Source organism: Streptomyces sp. NPDC036764, assembly GCF_055609385.1.
On sequence record NZ_JBVJPT010000001.1, the window covers coordinates 2,175,026 to 2,191,079 of the forward strand.

The following is a 16,054-nucleotide window of genomic DNA, read 5'->3' on the forward strand; positions in this document are numbered from 1 at the left end:
TGCCGGTGTCCGAACCGGCCCCGTTGTCTCGACTCCCCTCACATGGGCAGCTCGTGGCCCCGGCGGCACGGCGCCGCAACGCTGGCCCACGCGGCCGGGGCCGACCTGAAGGACAACCGGAAGACGGCCTCGGCCACTCCTGGATCACCAGCACGGCCGACACGTACACGAGCCTGCTTCCCGAAGCGGACGTGTCGACCGATCGCCGAGGCCGCGGCCCGGCTCGTACCGCGTGCTCACACCACCCCGGAGGAAACCGTCCCGAAAGAGGGGCGCGAGCCCGACGGGGCCGAGGAGTCCGGGGAGGGAACCGTGCCGGATGGCGCCGTGAAATCCGCTGTGTGGGGCTGCGAACTGCGGAGACGTCGGACGTGGTGTGCCTGGCCCGGGGAAGCACCCCTCCGTGGTTCACACCTGTGCACGGGGGTTCCCGGCCTCACGTGTGCCGAATCCGCTCTGCTCTGCCCTGCCCTGTCCGACGACGAGCCGACGTGCTCTTCGCCGTGCTCCTGGACCGGTGCGTGCCGTCCGTGACCACCTGACTGCCGCCGATGACTGCGGCCCGTCTTCAGGCAGGGACGCGGGCGTGCCGGAGTGGTGCTCCGGCCTGATGGAGACTTGCGAGGGCCAGCCGGTAGGAGGTGATCAGCCCGGTCTCCACGTAGTCCAGACCCAGTTCCTGGCAGTGGCGCCGCACGATGGTTCGGGCCCTGGGCAGGTTGGGGCTGGGCATGCTGGGAAACAGGTGGTGTTCGATCTGATGGTTCAGCCCGCCCAGTGCGATGTCGGTGAACCTGCCGCCGCGCACGTTGCGTGAGGTGAGTACTTGGCGGCGGAGGAAGTCCGGGCGGTCTTCGCCTGTCAGGATCGGCATGCCTTTGTGGTTGGGCGCGAAGAGGGAGCCGAGGTAGACGCCGAACAGGCACTGGTGGACCGCGAGGAAGGCGATCGCCATGCCGGGCGGCAGCAGCCAGAGCAGGACGGTCAGGTACGCCGCGAAGTGCGCGAACAGCAGAGTGCCGTCGAGCGTTCGGTGCTTGAGTGAGCGATTGGCCAGCGCCTTCACGCTCGACACGTGCAGGTTGAAGCCCTCCAGCGTGAGGAGCGGAAAGAACAGGAACGCCTGCCAGCGGCCGATCAGGCGGGGGAGACCCTTGGCGGCCCGGGCCTGATCCTGGGACCAGACCAGCAGGTCGGGGTCGAGGTCGGGGTCGAGTTCCTCATGGTTGGGGTTGGCGTGGTGGCGGGTGTGCTTGTCATGCCACCACCCGTAGCCCATCCCGATACCGGCACCGGCGATCCGTCCGGACACCTCGCTGGCCCGGCGTCGCCGGAACACCTGACGGTGGGCTGCGTCATGGGCGAGCAGGGCGACCTGGCCGAAGACAACGGCCAGGAAGGCGGCGACCGCCAGTGTCCACCAACTATCGCCGACGAGCGCGACGGCGGCCCAACCACTGACGTAGAGCCCGGCCACCACGGTGATCCGCAGTGCGTAATAGCCGGGACGGCGTCCCAGCAGGCCGGCATCAGCGATCTTTCTCGACAAGCGGGCGAAGTCGCTGCCTGATGTCTCCGAGGGCGGGGGGCGAACCGTGGTGTTTCTGCTCATGATGGTGAAACTCTCTCCGAAGGAGGCAGAGGCTCGGCGCCGCCTTGGGAGCCGCTGAGACCGGGCCGCATGTGGGTATGCGCTTACTCCGCAGCGGGAAGCGCATCTGAATTTCGGGTGCCCTGCCAGGCAGGTCTCACACCGTGACAGGACAGGACTTCCGGAGCGGTCCGGGCGCTTTCGGTCCGGGCGCTTTCATGGCAGAACCGAACCCGGCCGGTGAAGCGGGTCCGGCTGATCACTGAGGGGCGCTCAGCGCGGTGATGGCCGAATGCGTGGAGCTGCGTTCCGGCCCGTCACGCCAGGGTGCACCCGTCCGGGTCCGCCACCGTATGCCGTCCATCAGCGGCCGCCGCGTCCATACCGGCGGACGGCCCGACTTGATGCCTCGCGGCAACAGCGGCTCAAGTCGGGCCCACTGGCCGTTCGTCAGATCCCCACGCCCCACAAGACATGATCATCAACGATCAAGATCAACTTTCGCGACAGACCCTAGATCACTCGGCAACCCCTCGGCCCCCCCCGGAGGGTCGGTTGCCCACCTGGCCCGTTCAACTTCCAAAGACATGCATCGATCCACGCGACAAGTCTTGTCAATGATCAAACGGACTCTTACAGTCCAGCCACAAAGTGGAGCATGGGATCGCTCCCACCCCCCCTTCGTTCCTCCAAGCAATGGAGCCGCGATGTACCCCCCACCCCGCAGGCCGAGCCGCAGACGCATACTCGGTGCCGCGCTGGCCGTACCTCCCGCACTGATGCTGGGTGCGCAGACCGCACGCGCCGCGTCCTGGGGCACCCCAGTGACCGTCAACTCCTGGAACAAGATCAACGCAAGGTGGACCGCCAACAACGAGCTGCAGACGTATCGGCCGGACTGCGTCTGGTACGAGGGCAACACTCTGGTGATCAAGGCGTATAACGCCGGGGGCGGGGTCTACCACTCAGGCCGTGTGGAGTCGACGGCGCTGTACGGGTACGGCACATACAGCTTCACCGCAAACATGCCCAACGGACGGGGACTGCTGCCGGCAGTATGGGCGGCGTACCTGAATCCGTGGCTGCCGGAGTTCGACGCCGCTGAAATCGTGGGACAGAACCCGGGTGTCGTCTACCAGACGTCCCACGACATCAACAACGTCCAGCAGCAGTTCTCCAAGACGAACTCCGCCGGCTGGACGAACTCGTACCACACGTACTCGTTCAGCTGGTTCCCGGACCACATCGACTTCGCCGTGGACGGCGCCATCACGGGCACCACCTGGTACAGGGCCCCGGCCGGGACGGGCCTGCGCTTCATCGCCAACATCGCGGTCGGCGGTGACTGGCCTGGCAACCCGGACTCCTCCACCTGGGCCACCGCTGACGGCGCCCGTTACCTCAAGATCTCGTCCATCACCCACACGCCGTACCACCCATGAGGTGAACCCACCAAAGCCCCCTGACCGGTATGTCAGGGGGCTACCGGCCGCCACGCGCTGAATTCCTCAACGAAGCTCGTGGGTTTCCCCAGCGCGGGGACAGGGTGCGCTCGATCGGGACGCCCTGCGCGCCCCCTTGGGCTGTGATGGAGCCCGAAGAACGTGGGGTCGCCGTCCCAAGAAGTGCGGGCCACGCGCGGTGGCCCGGGTTCCCTGCGTCCGTCAGGACAGGACGGCCATGAAGCGGTCGCGCAGGCCATCCGAGCGGCCCGTGGCGACGCCAGGGTCTGTCGCGAAAGTTGATCTTGATCGTTGATGATCATGTCCTGTGGGGCGTGAGGATCTGACGAACGGCCAGTGGGCCCGACTTGAGCCGCTGTTGCCGCGAGGCATCAAGTCGGGCCGTCCGCCGGTATGGACGCGGCGGCCGCTGATGGACGGCATACGGTGGCGGACCCGGACGGGTGCACCCTGGCGTGACGTGCCGGAACGCTACGGGCCGTGGACCGGGTCTATGACCTGTTCCGGCGCTGGCAGCGCGATGGCACCTGGGCCCGGATCGTCACTCAGATGAGGCCGAGGCGGATGCCAAGGGTCTGATCGCCTGGGACGTGAACGTCGACTCCACGGTCTGCCGGGCCCACCAGCACGCGGCTGGGGCGGCGAAAAGGGGGATCTCCAGAAGGAACCGCTCGGCGGGATCACCGTCGAGCCGGCCGACCACGGGCTCGGACGCTCCCGGGGCGGCCTGACCAGCAAGATCCACCTCGCCGTCGAGCAGGGTCAGAAGCCGCTATCGGTGGTGATCACCGCCGGACAGCGGGGTGATTCGCCTCAGTTCGAGCCGGTCCTGGAAGCGATCTGGGTGCCCCGGCTCGGAGTCGGCAGGCCGCGCAAACGGCCGGACCGGGTCCGGGCCGACAAGGCGTACGACTCCCGCAGCAATCGCGCCTACCTGCGCAGACGCGCAATCAAGGCCACGATCCCGGTCCCGACGGACCGCGTCCGCAACCGGCTCAAGCGCGGATCGCGAGGCGGACGGCTGCCCAAGTTCGACAAGGACGACTACAAGCAGCGGCACGCGGTCGAGTGCGGGATCAACCGTCTCAAGCGCCACCGGGCTGTAGCCACGAGGTATGACAAGCTCGCGGTCCGCTACGAGGCGACCGTGCTGGTCGCAGTCCTCAACGAGTGGCTGTGACCAGCACTTTCACAACAGACCCTAGGCCGCGGTCTCTGTGATGAGGACGGCGGCGGTGACCGGGCCCGGAGTGTCGGTGGTGGCTGCGGCGGCTACGGCGTCCCGGACGGCGCGGGCGACTTCCAGTGGATGGTGTCCGGGGGCAACCGCGAGGTGGACCTCGATGTGTCGGCCGGGTGGATCGTCATGGTCCTCCATCCTGACCGGGCGGCTTCCCAGCACGGTGGTGAGGTGGGCGACGCCCGGGACACCCGTCGCGACGTCCGCGAGCTCCCCGACGGGCCCTTGCATGGATCCTGTTCCGGTCACCGGGGGCGAGCTTCGCGTGGCCGCCGCTTCCGGCTCCGACCTCATGGCCCGCGCTGCGGTACGCGGCTTCACGGCTGTCTTCGGGCCCTCATGGAGATCCGTGACGCGTAGGTCGGCTGTCACGGCGGCCAGGCCGAGCCGTTCGGTGGCCGCGTTGAGCAGTGCGCTCCTCAACTGGTCGGCGGTCTCGGGGAGGGGCTGCGCGAGGGATGCTGTGAAGGCGGCCTCGATCCTGAGCGGGCCAGGCGGTAGCGCGCTGGCCGGTGGACGGACGGCCGGCTCGGACACGGGCTCGAGCGGCGCCGACCCGATGCGCACAGAGTCCAGCCACACACCGGGGATATCAGCGGCAGCACGCCCGAGGGCCCGGACGGCCGCTCGCTCGGTGATCCATGTCCCGTCGTCGGGCCCGCCGAGCGGGAGCAGTCGGCCCAGGTCGAGCCGGTGCCGTACTGCGTGCATCCACGCTTCGGTTTTCACCGGCCTCTCACCCTCTTCCTTGCATGGCCGCGGAATCTCTTCCTGCCGCACTGCGCCCGGAGTGTCCGCGAGTGCTCCGAGCAGGGGTGCTCGGGCCACTCGTGGACCATTCCGCCTCATAGTCGACATTTAGAACAAAACGTACTAATGCGAATATAATCGGTATAGAAGGTGCAATGCGTCCTTCCGGAGGGAGGAAAGCCCTGATGACTGAGAACGCCGGCGCAAAGTATGGCGGTGCGCCCGGTTCTCGTGGCCGGACGACCATCGCCGATGTGGTGGTGGAGAAGATCGCCGGAATGGCGGCACGGGACGTGCTCGGCGTCCATGCTCTGGGCAGCGGATTCGCGCGGACGATGGGATCCATGCGGGAGCGGATGCCTGGCGCCGGTAGCGGCAAGTCCGCCACACGTGGCGTCAGTGTCGAGGTCGGAGAGCTGCAGGCGGCCATCGATCTGGAGATCGTCGTCGAATACGGCGTCTCGATCACGGACGTGGCCGGTGCGGTGAGGGAGAGCGTGATCTCCGCCGTGGAGCAGATGGCAGGTCGGGAAGTCGTGGAAGTCAACATCATGGTCAGTGACGTGAAGCTGCCGGACGAGGAGGACCAAGGCGACGAAGGGGAAGAGCGGCAGCGGATCCAGTAGCCGGGGCGGAGCAGCCCGGTTGAAGTGAGGGAGCGCGTGATGAGCAGGGCCGTGGTCGGCTTGATGGCCGGGATGACGCTGGGTTTCGCCGCGTATTTCGGTGACTTCTGGGCCTTTCTGCTGGTGCTGGGGCTGGGCGTCGTCGGTCTCGCGGTCGGGCGGTTCATGGAAGGTGATCTCGAACCGGGCGACTTCGTCCGCCGCCGAGACCGACAGGACCGGATCCGCGATGACCGGCGCCGGGTTCGGGGAGACTGGCGGCAGTGACCGGTGAAGCAGATCGGCGTCCACGCGTCCCTCGCGGGGAGCGCGGCGGGATCACCGTCGCCGACCGGGTCGTTGCGAAGATCGCTTCCCAGGTGGCGCGCGAGGCGCTGAGCCGGTTCACCGAGTCGGCCGGCCGCGTGCCACCCGGCCGCCGGACGCCACGCGTGACCACATCCGTGCGGCGGGCACCGGAGCGGAAGACCGCAGGACGAGACGCCGAATCCGCCGCCGGACGGCAAGCGTTGCTCTTCGAGGCACGGATGCGCATCGCCGTCGAACTCGGCTATCCGTCCGACATCGGGGCGCAGTGCGCCGCGGTGCGCGGGGAGGTGACCGAACGGCTCAGGACATGGGCCGGCATGGAGGTGTCCGACCTCGTGGTCTCGGTCGAGAGGCTGCACTCGGTGCACACACGGCACATGGACCAGGGGAGGGTGAGATGAGCGCGAACACCTGGCGGCAGCCGGCCAGTGACAGCGACCTTCCCTCCGATTCCGGACCGACAGCCACGTCCGCCGATGGCACCCCGGGGGCGGGTGAGGACGCGACGGCGGCGAGGGATGAATCAGGCCGGTCAGGGCGCCGCTTCTGGTCTGCGCGGCGGATTCCTGCGGCCTTGGTGGCCCTGCTGTCCGCCGCGGCCGTTGGACTGCTCCTGTACGACGTGGTCTCGGTGCGGGCAGACCGGACTGCGATGCGCTGGCGGCGGCGGCTCGCCGAGGAACTGGCCACGCGGCCACTGGATGACGTCTGGATGATCGTCGGGGCCGCGGTCGCGATGGCCCTCGGCCTGTGGCTCTTCCTGCTGGCGGTGACACCGGGACTGCGCAGGCTGCTGCCCATGCGGCAGCCCACCGGTGTCCGCGGGACGGACGAGGTCCGCGCCGCGCTCGACCGCCGCGCGGCGGCCCTGATTCTCCGCGACCGGGCCATGCAGGTGCCCGGTGTCCAGTCGGCACAGGTCGCTGTCGGCCGCCGGAAGGTCAAAGCCCGGGCACGGGCGCATTTCCGCGATCTCGAGGAGGTCCGCACGGACCTGGACGCCACGCTGGACGAAGCCGTGAGGTCCTTGGGTCTCGCCCGGCCACCCACGCTGACCGTGCACGTCCGGCGCCCGAAGGGCTGAGGTGATCCCGATGCTCAAGACAGTGAACCGGGTGCTGCTGGGGCTTCTCGGCCTCGGACTCTTCGCCCTGGGCGGCGGTGTGCTGCTGGGCGGGCTGGATCTGCAGCGCCACTGGGATTTCGGCATGCCGGGCTGGTGGCCCTTCCGCGGGCCGGACGATGTGGTGCTGGGCGACGAGGGGCGCACCCGATGGCGGGATGAAGGCTGGTGGTGGCCGACCGTCATCGCGGTGCTCGCCGTGCTGCTGGTCCTGTTCCTGTGGTGGCTCCTGGCACAGCGCAGACACCGCCTGGACCGGGTCCTCGTCGACAGCCAAGACGGCGCGGCGGCCCGACTGGACGGCCGCACGTTGGAAGACGTGATCGAGGAAGAGGCGCAGGCCCTGGACGGGGTCTCGCGGGCTCATGTACGGCTGACGGGCCGACGTACCGCTCCCACCGCACGCGTACGGCTGTTGCTGGAGCCTCACGCGGATCCAGCGCGGACTCTGGGGCGACTGAGCCGGGAAACGCTCGTACACGCACGAGACTCGGCCGGCCTGGACCGGCTCCCGTCGAAGGTACGACTCCGGGAAGTCCGCCACCGCGCCCGACGCGCCGCCTAGGCCCCGTGGGTCGAAGTCTTATGGGGGTACCGGCTGTGAGGTGTTCCGGATTCCTGTAACCCGAGCACTTTGGCATGCAGAGGATCGGTCGAGCTGTACGTCGCCTGCGCGCATTCGCTGCGCTGTCGGCGAGGTCGAAGACACCGGCCAGGCCGGTGACCAGTGCGGCGAGCAGCGCCGAGGACGGTCCTGCGGCCTAGGGGCTGCTCATGAGCCCGAGGATGACGTTGTGGTTGGCATCAGCCTGTGGACCCTGGGATCGGTGGGGCATGCTGCCGGCGGACGCCGCCACTGCTGGTGGGGCCTGTGTGCCGAGGCCGTCACCTACCAACTCCTCGGCCGACGCGACACCCGAGCACGGTCACAGCGTGTCCCGCCTTACTCGAGAGACCACGCAGATCCCGTGCGGTTCCTTCCCAGGAGGCATTCCGTCATGGTCCTCTTCCTGACCCTGCTCATCGCCGGAATCGCTCTGGTCGCCATCGGCGCGGCCGTCGACGGCATGCTCTTTGTGTTGTCCGTCGGCGTACTACTCCTCATCGCCGATCTGCTCTACCTGACGGCCCGCTCCATGTGGCGCTCCACTCGGCGTCCGGCCCGCTGAAGAGCCCGGCCAAGCGGTTTCCTCTGACTGCCTCCGATCGCCTCTGCAGCACGTCCTACCAGTTCACAGCCGATCTAGCCCGCGCAGGCAGAGGTCGGAAGGGTGCGTCACATATGGTCGTCGTCCCGACCGAACCGGCTCTACCCGCGCGTCCCGAAGCGGGCCTGCCACAGGTCGCGCAGGAGGGCGATCTCCGCCATGTGGTGGATGAATTCGAGGTTGGCCCCCCACAGCACGTCGTGGTACGGCTCGCCGGCGTCGGAGCCGTACGGGTACTGGGAGAAGCCGACGGTGTCGAGCTGCTCGTCGGTCACGGTGCCGACGCTGTCGCGCCAGCGGTCGATCGCCGCCCAGAACCGCTCCTGCGCCAGGGCGGCGTCGGGGGTGAAGTCGACCTGGAGTTTCGGATCCAGCCGGCGTTCGCCGAAGGTCCACTCCCACTCGCCCGCGAAGCAGTAGTGCAGGTGTCCCAGCCGCCAGGCGATCGTCGTCACCGGGGTCACCTCGGGCTCCGGCGGGCCGGTGTGGTGGAGGATCTCCTCGACCCGCTCGACGGACACGCTCCAGTCCTCGGCGATCTTGGCCACGGACATGCCGTCGGCGGCCTGCCGGGCGACCTCCGCGTACTCGCCGGCGGGGATGTACGGGGCGCCCTGGTCGATCACCCACTCACCCGGCCCGAACGCCCTGGGCGTCACCGCCTCCTCGCGGCGCCGGATCGACCAGCAATCAGGTACCGGTTCCCACAGGTACTCCTCGTCGCCGAGCCCCGTCAGCCGCACCTGGGCCCGTTCTCTCGCGCAGTCGAACTGCTCCAGCAGCAGACCCAGACGGTCACTCCGCACGCGCTCGGTCCCCATGCCCGGCTCCCCTCGCGGTCACCCACGTCGTTCCGCTCAGCCGGAGGCTAGCGGTCAACTCCCGCCGCGCACCACGGAATTTGGGCCGGGGGCGGTTCACAGGCACGCGGTGCCGCCTGCGAACCGCCCCCGGCCGGCGTCGAGCCCGGAACACCGGTCAATGTCCGCGCTCGCTCATCTGCGCTCACTCAGTTGAAGGGATCCAGCGTCAGATACGCCTGCCGCGGATTGCCGTCATGGACGAGCGACTCGTGGTTGCCCACGTCGTCGAAGGCGAACGCATAGGCCTTGCCGTCCTGCATCTGCGCGTGGATGACCCGTGCGTAGTGGTTGGTCACCCCGTCCTTGTAGAAGTTCGCCGCGGACGTGTCGGGCTGGTTGGCGTTCGCCAGCAGAGTCGAACGGTTCAGGCCCGCGCACAGCGTGCGGGAGATCGGGCCGCGGACCGCGTCGTTGGGGGCGTCGAGCAGTTTGTGGCAGCCGAAGATGCTGTCCGCGTCAGGCTTCTGGAAGCTCGTGACGACCGCGCCGGCGCTGTTGGTGAAGTTCATGACGCTGCCCGAGACCCGGCCGAAGTACTTGGTGTTCGGCTGGTCGGCGAACGGCGTGACCGTCAGCGTCGTGGTGGCGTACTTCTGCCAGACCCGGTTGACGTAGTCGTTCATCGCCGACGCGGGCAGGGCGCCGGTCTCCAGTCCGTGACCGGGGGACAGGGCCCGAAGGACGGTGCCGTCGGAGCGCGTCTGGATCAGGCCGGCCCACCCGCCCGACTGGGCGCGCAGCCCGTTGAGGACCGCGTTGTAGCCGCCGGCCTTGAGATGGCCGGTGTTCACGGTGCTGCCGTCCGCGCGCTGCACGCCGACCGCGTACGGCGCGGAGAACATGTCGACCTGGGTGCTGTTGAGCCACAGTCCGGCGTCGTTGAGCGTGTACTCCGACCAGTTGAACAGGATGTCGCGGTTGGGGTCGCTCGGGTTCTGCACGGCCGGCTGCACCAGGCCGCCGGTGGTGAGGCGGAAGTCCAGCTTGCGGCCGTAGGAGAAGTAGATCCGCCCCGAGAACTTCGGAATGCGGATGGTCGTCGACTGTCCGGCGGCCGGTCCTTGAATCGACGCGTCCGGCGCGGGCGTCGGCGGGTTGCCGCCGGCCGGCCAGGGGTGGAAGGTGCCGCCCGCGTCTGCCCAGCCCTGCCGGCCGGTCGAGAGCTGGGTGCCGAGGTTGTAGACGTAGACCGGCTCATTGCGGCCGGAACTGTTCGTGATCTTCAGCGGGATGGTGTCGGGCACGGCGGCCCGGGCCGGCGCCGGTGCGGCGAGATTGAGCAGCCCGCCCAGCAGGGCGGATGCCGCGGCCATGGCGGCAAGGGGCTTTGTGAGTCTCCGTAACACTCTCGACCTCCGTGTCAGTGGGGGGACGGAGCTTGGCTGGCGAATTCTTGAGAGCGCTCTCACAGTCGCGCCGGGTCAAGGACATGTCAATGAAGTGGGGGCGGTTCGATGAATTTCGTACGGTCGGCCGGCGTGGGCCGACCGACCCCTGTCACCCGCTCCGGCTCTCCTCGCCCGGCGCCACCACCGACTGCGTGAGCGGGATCCGTGACAGCGCGAGGACTCCGGCCGTGATCAGTGCGACGCCGAAGAGCTGGGGGAGCAGCCACCACCCGGAGCGGATCTCCTCCTCGTACAGGGTGATGCCGAGGGCGAGGCTCACCAGGGCGTCCCCGAGGGTGAGCGCCGGCTGCGAGGCGACCAGCGGGCCGGCCTGCATCGCATGCTCCAGCAGGAACAGCGCGCACACGCCGGTCACGGCGAAGCCGTACGTCTGCCAGGCGGAGAAGAAGCCCACGAGCCCCTGTTCGTCGAGGATGTGCGTGGACGTCTTCAACAGTGCCGCGGTCACGGCGTAACTGATCGCCGTCGCGGCACCCAGACATGCGGCCCGTGCGCGGCCCTCCGGACGCCGGAAGGCGGCCAGGGTGAGCGCGACGACGATCCCCGCGCACACCGCGAGCGCGGGGATCCAGCGGTCCAGCTCCACATGGGTGCGATTGCCGGTGGGGGAGGCGGCGGCGAGCGCGACGCCAAGCCCCGCCACGACCACCGCCACGGCCAGCCAGCCGCCGCGCGCCAGATGGCGGCGCATCAGCAGCGAGGCCACGATGAGGGTGAGCGGCAACTCCAGCACGAACAGGGGCTGCACGATCGTCAGCGGTCCGGTCACCAGGGCCAGCGCCTGGCAGACGGCGGCGGCGATCACCGCGAGGATCCCGGCGAGCCAGACGGGTTGCCGCAGCAGGTCGAGCATCAGCCCCGCCCGGAACCCCTGGGACCGCGGCACGGTGAGTGCCGCCTTGCGCTGCAACACCGTCGCGACGGCGTTGCTGGACGCGGCGCAGAGCGCGAACACGACGGAGAGCGTGGTGTTCAGCGTGGTCACCTCTGGGATCGGCGGACGTGTGACACCGGCCGAGCATGCCGTGAACGTCCTTCGAAGCCCGGCTTATTGACGCGATGTCACTCCAGTGGTTCAGTGGCTCAGTCACTGAACCACTCAAAGGCCGGGGGCCGGGATGGAAGCACTGCCGCGCGAGACGACCGTCGATGTCCTGGAGAAGCGGCTGCGCGAGGACATTCTCGCCGGCCGTCATCCGGCCGGGAGCATGCTGCCGCCCGAACGTGAACTGGCCGACAGGTTCGGGGTCAACCGCACCACCCTGAAGCACGCCTTCGGCCGGCTGGTGCACTCCGGGCTGCTGGAGACGCGGCACGGGGTGGGCACCCGCGTACGGGACTTCCTGCGGCTGGGCGGCGCCGATCTGCTGCCGATGCTGGTGCGGCACAGCCCCGACTGGATCGGCGAGATCTTCGAAGTGCGCCGCAGCATCGGAGCGTTGATCGCGGAGCGCGCCGCCGCCCGCGCCACGGCGGACCAGATCGCCGAACTGCGGGCACTGGTGGCGGCCGTCGGGGACGCGGTCGGCGGGGAGGACGTGCAGCTCGCGGACGCTGAGGTGCACCGGGCGCTCGCCCGGGCCACGGGCAACAGGGTCTACGTCCTGCTGACCAACACCCTGTTCAACGCCTACCTGCCCGTGCGCGCGGCACTCGTCGAGCCCTTCCTCGACGCCCGGGCCGCACACGACCGGCTGGCCCCGGTCGTCGAGGCCGTCGCCGCCGGCGACGAGGAGGCGGCACGCGTCGCGGCGGGCGCCTACCTGTCGGCGACGGAACGCATCATGCTCGAAGGACTGGCAGCCTCTCGCGAGCGCCGGGACGGTGCCCGGTGACCTCTCGAGGGACGGTGTTCCAGGAGACGATGCTGGGCCGCGTGCGGCTCGGCGACGAGGAGCGCGAGCGCGCCGTACGCATGGACCTCGTGGTCCGTGCCGACGCCGTGATGCTGCCGCACCGCACCACGCGGGCCCGCCTGACGGGACGGGTGCGGATAGCGGGGCGGGCGGACGACGCCGAAGCCGTGGGTGAGATGGAGATCTCGCCCCTGGCCCGCCGCAGGATCCGCTACCGGATCACCTTCACCCTGGAGGGCCGGCGGCTCGTGCTCGACGGCTGGAAGTCCGTCTCGCCCGCACGGCCCATCGCCTCGCTGACCGTGCTGCCGTACACCCTGTACGAGGACGAGGAACGCGTGGGCGAGGGCACCCTGCGCTTCCCCCTCGCCACCGGCCTGCTGCCCTTCCTCGCGAGCTTCCGCTTCCCGCGCGAGGCCGCGGCCGATCGGTATCCGGCGCCGCGGTGGGACGGGAAACCGGGGCGCACGGAGGTCTGGTACACCACCCTCACCGACCCCGCGACCGGCAGCGGAGTCTGGCTGCACCACGAAGTCGTCGCCCCCACCGACGGTTCCGGCGCCTACGCACACGGCTGGGTCGCCGTCTTCCCCAAGGACGGCCCCGCCGAACACGCGCGCTTCGGCCCCGTACCGTGGACGAAGGACCCACAGGGCTACGCCGCCGAAGGCATCGACGCCCGGCCCGGCCGACTCAGCGGCTCCGCGGGGCCGTTCACCTGGTCGCTCACCGAGACGCCCCGCGGCGAGCCCGTCCACACCTTCCCCCGCTGGTCCTGGCGCCGCCCCTGGCTGCCGGCCAGCCACATGCTGCCCGCCGCCCGTTGCCACTACGACGGAACCGTCCGGTACGGCGACAACGAACTGAAGCTGGACGACGCCGTCGGCGCCACCGCCCGCATCTACGGCCATGGCAATGCCCGACGCTGGGCCTGGCTCCACGCCGACCTGGGCGGCGGCGACGTCCTGGAGATCGTGGCCGCGGTGTCCATGCGAAGCGGACTCGACCGGCTGCCGCCCCTGGTGTTCCTGCGGCTGCTGCGCAACGGGCGTACCTGGCCCCGTCGCGCGGAGCGAACCGCCGTGGGCTGGGCGGGACTCGGCCGGTTCCGGGCGGACATCGGCCTGCCCGAGTGGCGTGTGGCCGGCCGCGCGGGCCGGCGCCGGATACGGGTGACGGTGACCCAGCCGCCCGAGCGGACGCTGGCACTCGACTACACCGACCCCGACGGTTCGCCCGCGGTCTGCCGCAACAGCGAGACCGCCGACGCGGTGGTCAGCCTGGAGCGCTGGTGGGGCAGATGGCGGCAGGAGGCCACATGGCGGCTCTCCGGCACGGCCCACGCGGAGGTCGGCGACCGATGAGCCCTTCGACCTCCCCCCGCCTCACGGCACTTGCCGAGGCGCTGCTCGCGGACGACGGCACCGCCGAGTGGACCCGCGCCGTGCCACGGCGGGTCGAGGCACTGCTGGACGCCATGCCGGCCCACACCCGCACGGCGATACGCGGCGCGACCTCGGCGATCAACGCCTATGCCGTTGCTCGCACGGGACGCCGACTGCCCGCGCTCGGCGCCGCGGAACGGGAGCACGTCATGGCGTCGCTCGCCTCCCACCGTGCCCTGCTGCCCCTTCTGGAGGCGGTCAAGGTACCGGTCCTGCTGGCCGCCGGCACCGCACGCACGGCACACCGAGCCGCCGCGCATCCAAGCCCCGCACCCTCCGCGCCCGCCCCCGACGATCCGCCGCTCGACTGCACCCCTTCCCGTGAGTGGCCGACGCGTTCCACCGCCGACGCCGTGGTCGTCGGATCCGGCGCGGGCGGCGCCATGGCCGCTCGGACACTGGCCCGCACGGGCATGCGCGTCGTCGTGCTGGAAGAGGGAGAACACCACACCACCGCGTCGTTCGCGCGCCGGGCTCCGCTCGACCGCTTCACCGACCTCTACCGGGACGGCGGCGCCACGATCGCCCTCGGCAACCCTCCGCTGGTCCTGCCCGTCGGCCGCGCGGTCGGCGGCACCACCGTCGTCAACTCCGGCACCTGCTACCGCACCCCGGACCATGTCGTCGCCCGCTGGCTGGACGACCACGGATTCGACGTCGCCGACGGCTTCGGCACCCACCTCGACGAGGTCGAACGCACCCTGCGCGTGGCACGCCAGCCACTGGACGTCCTCGGCAACAACGGACTCCTCGCTTTGGCCGGCGCGAAGGAACTCGGCTGGGCCGCCGCGCCGCTGCGCCGCAACGCCCCCGGCTGCCGGGGCTCCTGCCAGTGCATCGTGGGCTGTCCCACCGGCGCCAAGCAGAGCGTCCAGCTCTCCGTGCTGCCCGAAGCCTGCGCGGCCGGCGCCGTGATCGTGACGGGTGCCCGCGTGCTGCGGATCCTCACCGACCGCGACCGGCCTGGCGGTCCACGGGCAGCCGGAGTCGTCGTGAGCCGCCCCGACGGCAGCAGATTGGAGATCCTGAGCCCGCTGGTCGTGGTCGCCGCCGGCGCCCTCCAGGCTCCGCAACTCCTGCGCCGCTCGGGCCTCGGAGGGCACCCCGGCATCGGCCGGAACCTCAGCGTCCACCCCGCCATCAGCGTCGCGGGCCGCTTCAGCAGTCCGGTCACCGGCTGGAAAGGGGTCCTCCAGAGCGTCGGCGTGGAAGAACTGCACGCCGACGGCATCCTGATCGAAGCCACCGCCGCGCCCCCGGGCATGACCTCGTTCGTCCTGCCGGGCGTCGGACGCGAACTGCGACGCGAGATCGACGGTACGGAACAACTGGCCACACTCGGCGCGATGATCGCCGACCGGCCCTCCGGACGGGTCCTCGGCCGCGACCGCACCCTGCTCCGCTACGACCTCGCGCCGCACGACGCCGAACGCCTGCTGCGCGCCCAACGAGCCATGGGCCGACTGCTGTTCGCCGCCGGTGCCGAGGAAGTGCTCACCGGCGTCCCGAACGCCCCGCGCGCCCGCACCATGGACGAACTGGACGCGCTGCTCGACACGGTGACGGCACGTCAGCTCCACGTGTCCGCGTTCCACCCCACGGGCACGGTCGCCGCGGGGGCCGACCCCGAACGGTCACCGGCCGACCCGCAGGGACGACTGCGGGGCGTACACGGCGTACTGATCGCCGACGGTTCCGTACTGCCGAGCTGCCCGGAGGTGAATCCGCAACTGAGCATCATGGCGGCGGCCCTGGGAGTGGCCGGGCGTGTCACGGCGAACGCGTGAGGGAGTTGCAGGTGCCGGAGGGCAACCCGGGCGTCTCTCCCGCGGGACCGTATCCCGCTACTACCCGAGCGAGTCGGCCAGTTCGGCGATGACCTGTGCGTGGCACGCCTGCGGCACGCACCAGCAGCCGAGCCTGCGGCCGCGGAGGGCGGGCAGCAGGGCGAGCAGGTCGGGACGGCTCAGCAGGTGGGCACGGTACTTCTCGACCACCGCTTTCCGGGTGCCGTCCCGGCCCGGCCTGAAGGGACTCGCGAGCGGAGAGCCCGCGAGGTCCCATCCACCGCGGTGCATCGCGCGGCCGACGTATACGACGTCCGCGTAGTCCGGGTCGTCGCGATGACCCTTCATGTTGACGACCGTGGTCCGCTTCATGCCGTTCATGGT

17 protein-coding genes and 1 pseudogene are annotated in these 16,054 nt (G+C 70.1%); 11 read left to right on the top strand and 7 right to left on the bottom strand.

What is annotated here, in order from left to right; genetic code table 11:
- Window positions 1-568: 568 nt before the first annotated feature.
- On the bottom strand, window positions 569-1,612 hold the full coding sequence (locus ACZ69Q_RS08820) for a fatty acid desaturase family protein (protein ID WP_471038666.1): 1,044 nt from the start codon (window positions 1,610-1,612) through the stop codon (window positions 569-571).
- A 238-nt stretch (window positions 1,613-1,850) separates the two neighbouring features.
- Entirely contained in the window at window positions 1,851-2,060 is a 210-nt protein-coding gene (locus ACZ69Q_RS08825; protein ID WP_471038669.1) for a transposase, read from the bottom strand.
- 238 nt (window positions 2,061-2,298) lie between these two features.
- On the opposite strand from ACZ69Q_RS08825, the gene ACZ69Q_RS08830 reads away from it, so the two are divergent.
- Both ACZ69Q_RS08830 and ACZ69Q_RS08835 read left to right on the top strand, forming a co-directional pair.
- Window positions 2,299-3,033, top strand: coding sequence for a glycoside hydrolase family 16 protein (locus tag ACZ69Q_RS08830; RefSeq protein WP_471038671.1), 735 nt, complete (start codon window positions 2,299-2,301; stop codon window positions 3,031-3,033).
- Between the two features lie 328 nt (window positions 3,034-3,361).
- A pseudogene (locus ACZ69Q_RS08835) lies at window positions 3,362-4,234 on the top strand (IS5 family transposase).
- A gap of 21 nt (window positions 4,235-4,255) precedes the next feature.
- Here ACZ69Q_RS08835 and ACZ69Q_RS08840 read toward each other — a convergent pair.
- The gene (locus ACZ69Q_RS08840; protein ID WP_471040160.1) at window positions 4,256-5,005 is read right to left on the bottom strand and encodes a hypothetical protein; all 750 of its coding nucleotides are present in this window, start codon (window positions 5,003-5,005) and stop codon (window positions 4,256-4,258) included.
- 224 nt (window positions 5,006-5,229) lie between these two features.
- Here ACZ69Q_RS08840 and ACZ69Q_RS08845 point away from each other — a divergent pair, with 224 nt between their 5' ends.
- The 6 genes from ACZ69Q_RS08845 (at window position 5,230) to ACZ69Q_RS08870 (ending at window position 8,271) form a co-directional block, all read left to right on the top strand.
- Window positions 5,230-5,670 (top strand): Asp23/Gls24 family envelope stress response protein, encoded by a 441-nt coding sequence (locus ACZ69Q_RS08845; RefSeq protein WP_471038673.1) that lies wholly within the window; start codon window positions 5,230-5,232, stop codon window positions 5,668-5,670.
- A 39-nt stretch (window positions 5,671-5,709) separates the two neighbouring features.
- A complete protein-coding gene (locus tag ACZ69Q_RS08850) occupies window positions 5,710-5,937 on the top strand; it encodes a hypothetical protein (protein ID WP_471038676.1) in 228 nt (75 codons plus the stop codon).
- Window positions 5,934-6,380: an Asp23/Gls24 family envelope stress response protein gene (locus ACZ69Q_RS08855; RefSeq protein ID WP_471038678.1), complete on the top strand. Its 447-nt coding sequence runs from the start codon at window positions 5,934-5,936 to the stop codon at window positions 6,378-6,380. Before ACZ69Q_RS08850 ends, ACZ69Q_RS08855 begins: the two co-directional genes overlap by 4 nt.
- Window positions 6,377-7,063: a DUF6286 domain-containing protein gene (locus ACZ69Q_RS08860; protein ID WP_471038679.1), complete on the top strand. Its 687-nt coding sequence runs from the start codon at window positions 6,377-6,379 to the stop codon at window positions 7,061-7,063. Before ACZ69Q_RS08855 ends, ACZ69Q_RS08860 begins: the two co-directional genes overlap by 4 nt.
- A 10-nt stretch (window positions 7,064-7,073) precedes the next feature.
- Entirely contained in the window at window positions 7,074-7,667 is a 594-nt protein-coding gene (amaP, locus tag ACZ69Q_RS08865) for an alkaline shock response membrane anchor protein AmaP (RefSeq protein ID WP_471038682.1), read from the top strand.
- Between the two features lie 433 nt (window positions 7,668-8,100).
- Window positions 8,101-8,271, top strand: coding sequence for a hypothetical protein (locus ACZ69Q_RS08870; protein WP_471038684.1), 171 nt, complete (start codon window positions 8,101-8,103; stop codon window positions 8,269-8,271).
- A 140-nt stretch (window positions 8,272-8,411) separates the two neighbouring features.
- Here the strand turns inward: ACZ69Q_RS08870 and ACZ69Q_RS08875 are convergent, their stop codons facing one another.
- From ACZ69Q_RS08875 to ACZ69Q_RS08885, 3 genes are all read right to left on the bottom strand, one after another.
- Complete coding sequence (locus ACZ69Q_RS08875; RefSeq protein WP_471038687.1) at window positions 8,412-9,131, bottom strand: DinB family protein; 720 nt, start codon at window positions 9,129-9,131, stop codon at window positions 8,412-8,414.
- Window positions 9,132-9,319: 188 nt separating this feature from the next.
- Window positions 9,320-10,486, bottom strand: coding sequence for a glycoside hydrolase family 64 protein (locus tag ACZ69Q_RS08880; RefSeq protein ID WP_471038688.1), 1,167 nt, complete (start codon window positions 10,484-10,486; stop codon window positions 9,320-9,322).
- A gap of 184 nt (window positions 10,487-10,670) precedes the next feature.
- Window positions 10,671-11,567: a DMT family transporter gene (locus tag ACZ69Q_RS08885; protein WP_471038692.1), complete on the bottom strand. Its 897-nt coding sequence runs from the start codon at window positions 11,565-11,567 to the stop codon at window positions 10,671-10,673.
- A gap of 133 nt (window positions 11,568-11,700) precedes the next feature.
- Here ACZ69Q_RS08885 and ACZ69Q_RS08890 point away from each other — a divergent pair, with 133 nt between their 5' ends.
- From ACZ69Q_RS08890 to ACZ69Q_RS08900, 3 genes are read left to right on the top strand one after another with little or no spacing between them, the layout of a single operon-like run.
- Window positions 11,701-12,417 (top strand): FadR/GntR family transcriptional regulator, encoded by a 717-nt coding sequence (locus tag ACZ69Q_RS08890; RefSeq protein ID WP_471038694.1) that lies wholly within the window; start codon window positions 11,701-11,703, stop codon window positions 12,415-12,417.
- Window positions 12,414-13,802 (top strand): hypothetical protein, encoded by a 1,389-nt coding sequence (locus ACZ69Q_RS08895; protein WP_471038695.1) that lies wholly within the window; start codon window positions 12,414-12,416, stop codon window positions 13,800-13,802. Before ACZ69Q_RS08890 ends, ACZ69Q_RS08895 begins: the two co-directional genes overlap by 4 nt.
- Entirely contained in the window at window positions 13,799-15,670 is a 1,872-nt protein-coding gene (locus tag ACZ69Q_RS08900) for a GMC family oxidoreductase (protein WP_471038698.1), read from the top strand. The genes ACZ69Q_RS08895 and ACZ69Q_RS08900 overlap by 4 nt, the downstream gene beginning before the upstream one ends.
- Before the next feature lie 60 nt (window positions 15,671-15,730).
- Here the strand turns inward: ACZ69Q_RS08900 and ACZ69Q_RS08905 are convergent, their stop codons facing one another.
- On the bottom strand, window positions 15,731-16,042 hold the full coding sequence (locus ACZ69Q_RS08905) for a DUF4326 domain-containing protein (protein WP_471038700.1): 312 nt from the start codon (window positions 16,040-16,042) through the stop codon (window positions 15,731-15,733).
- Between the last annotated feature and the right edge of the window lie 12 nt (window positions 16,043-16,054).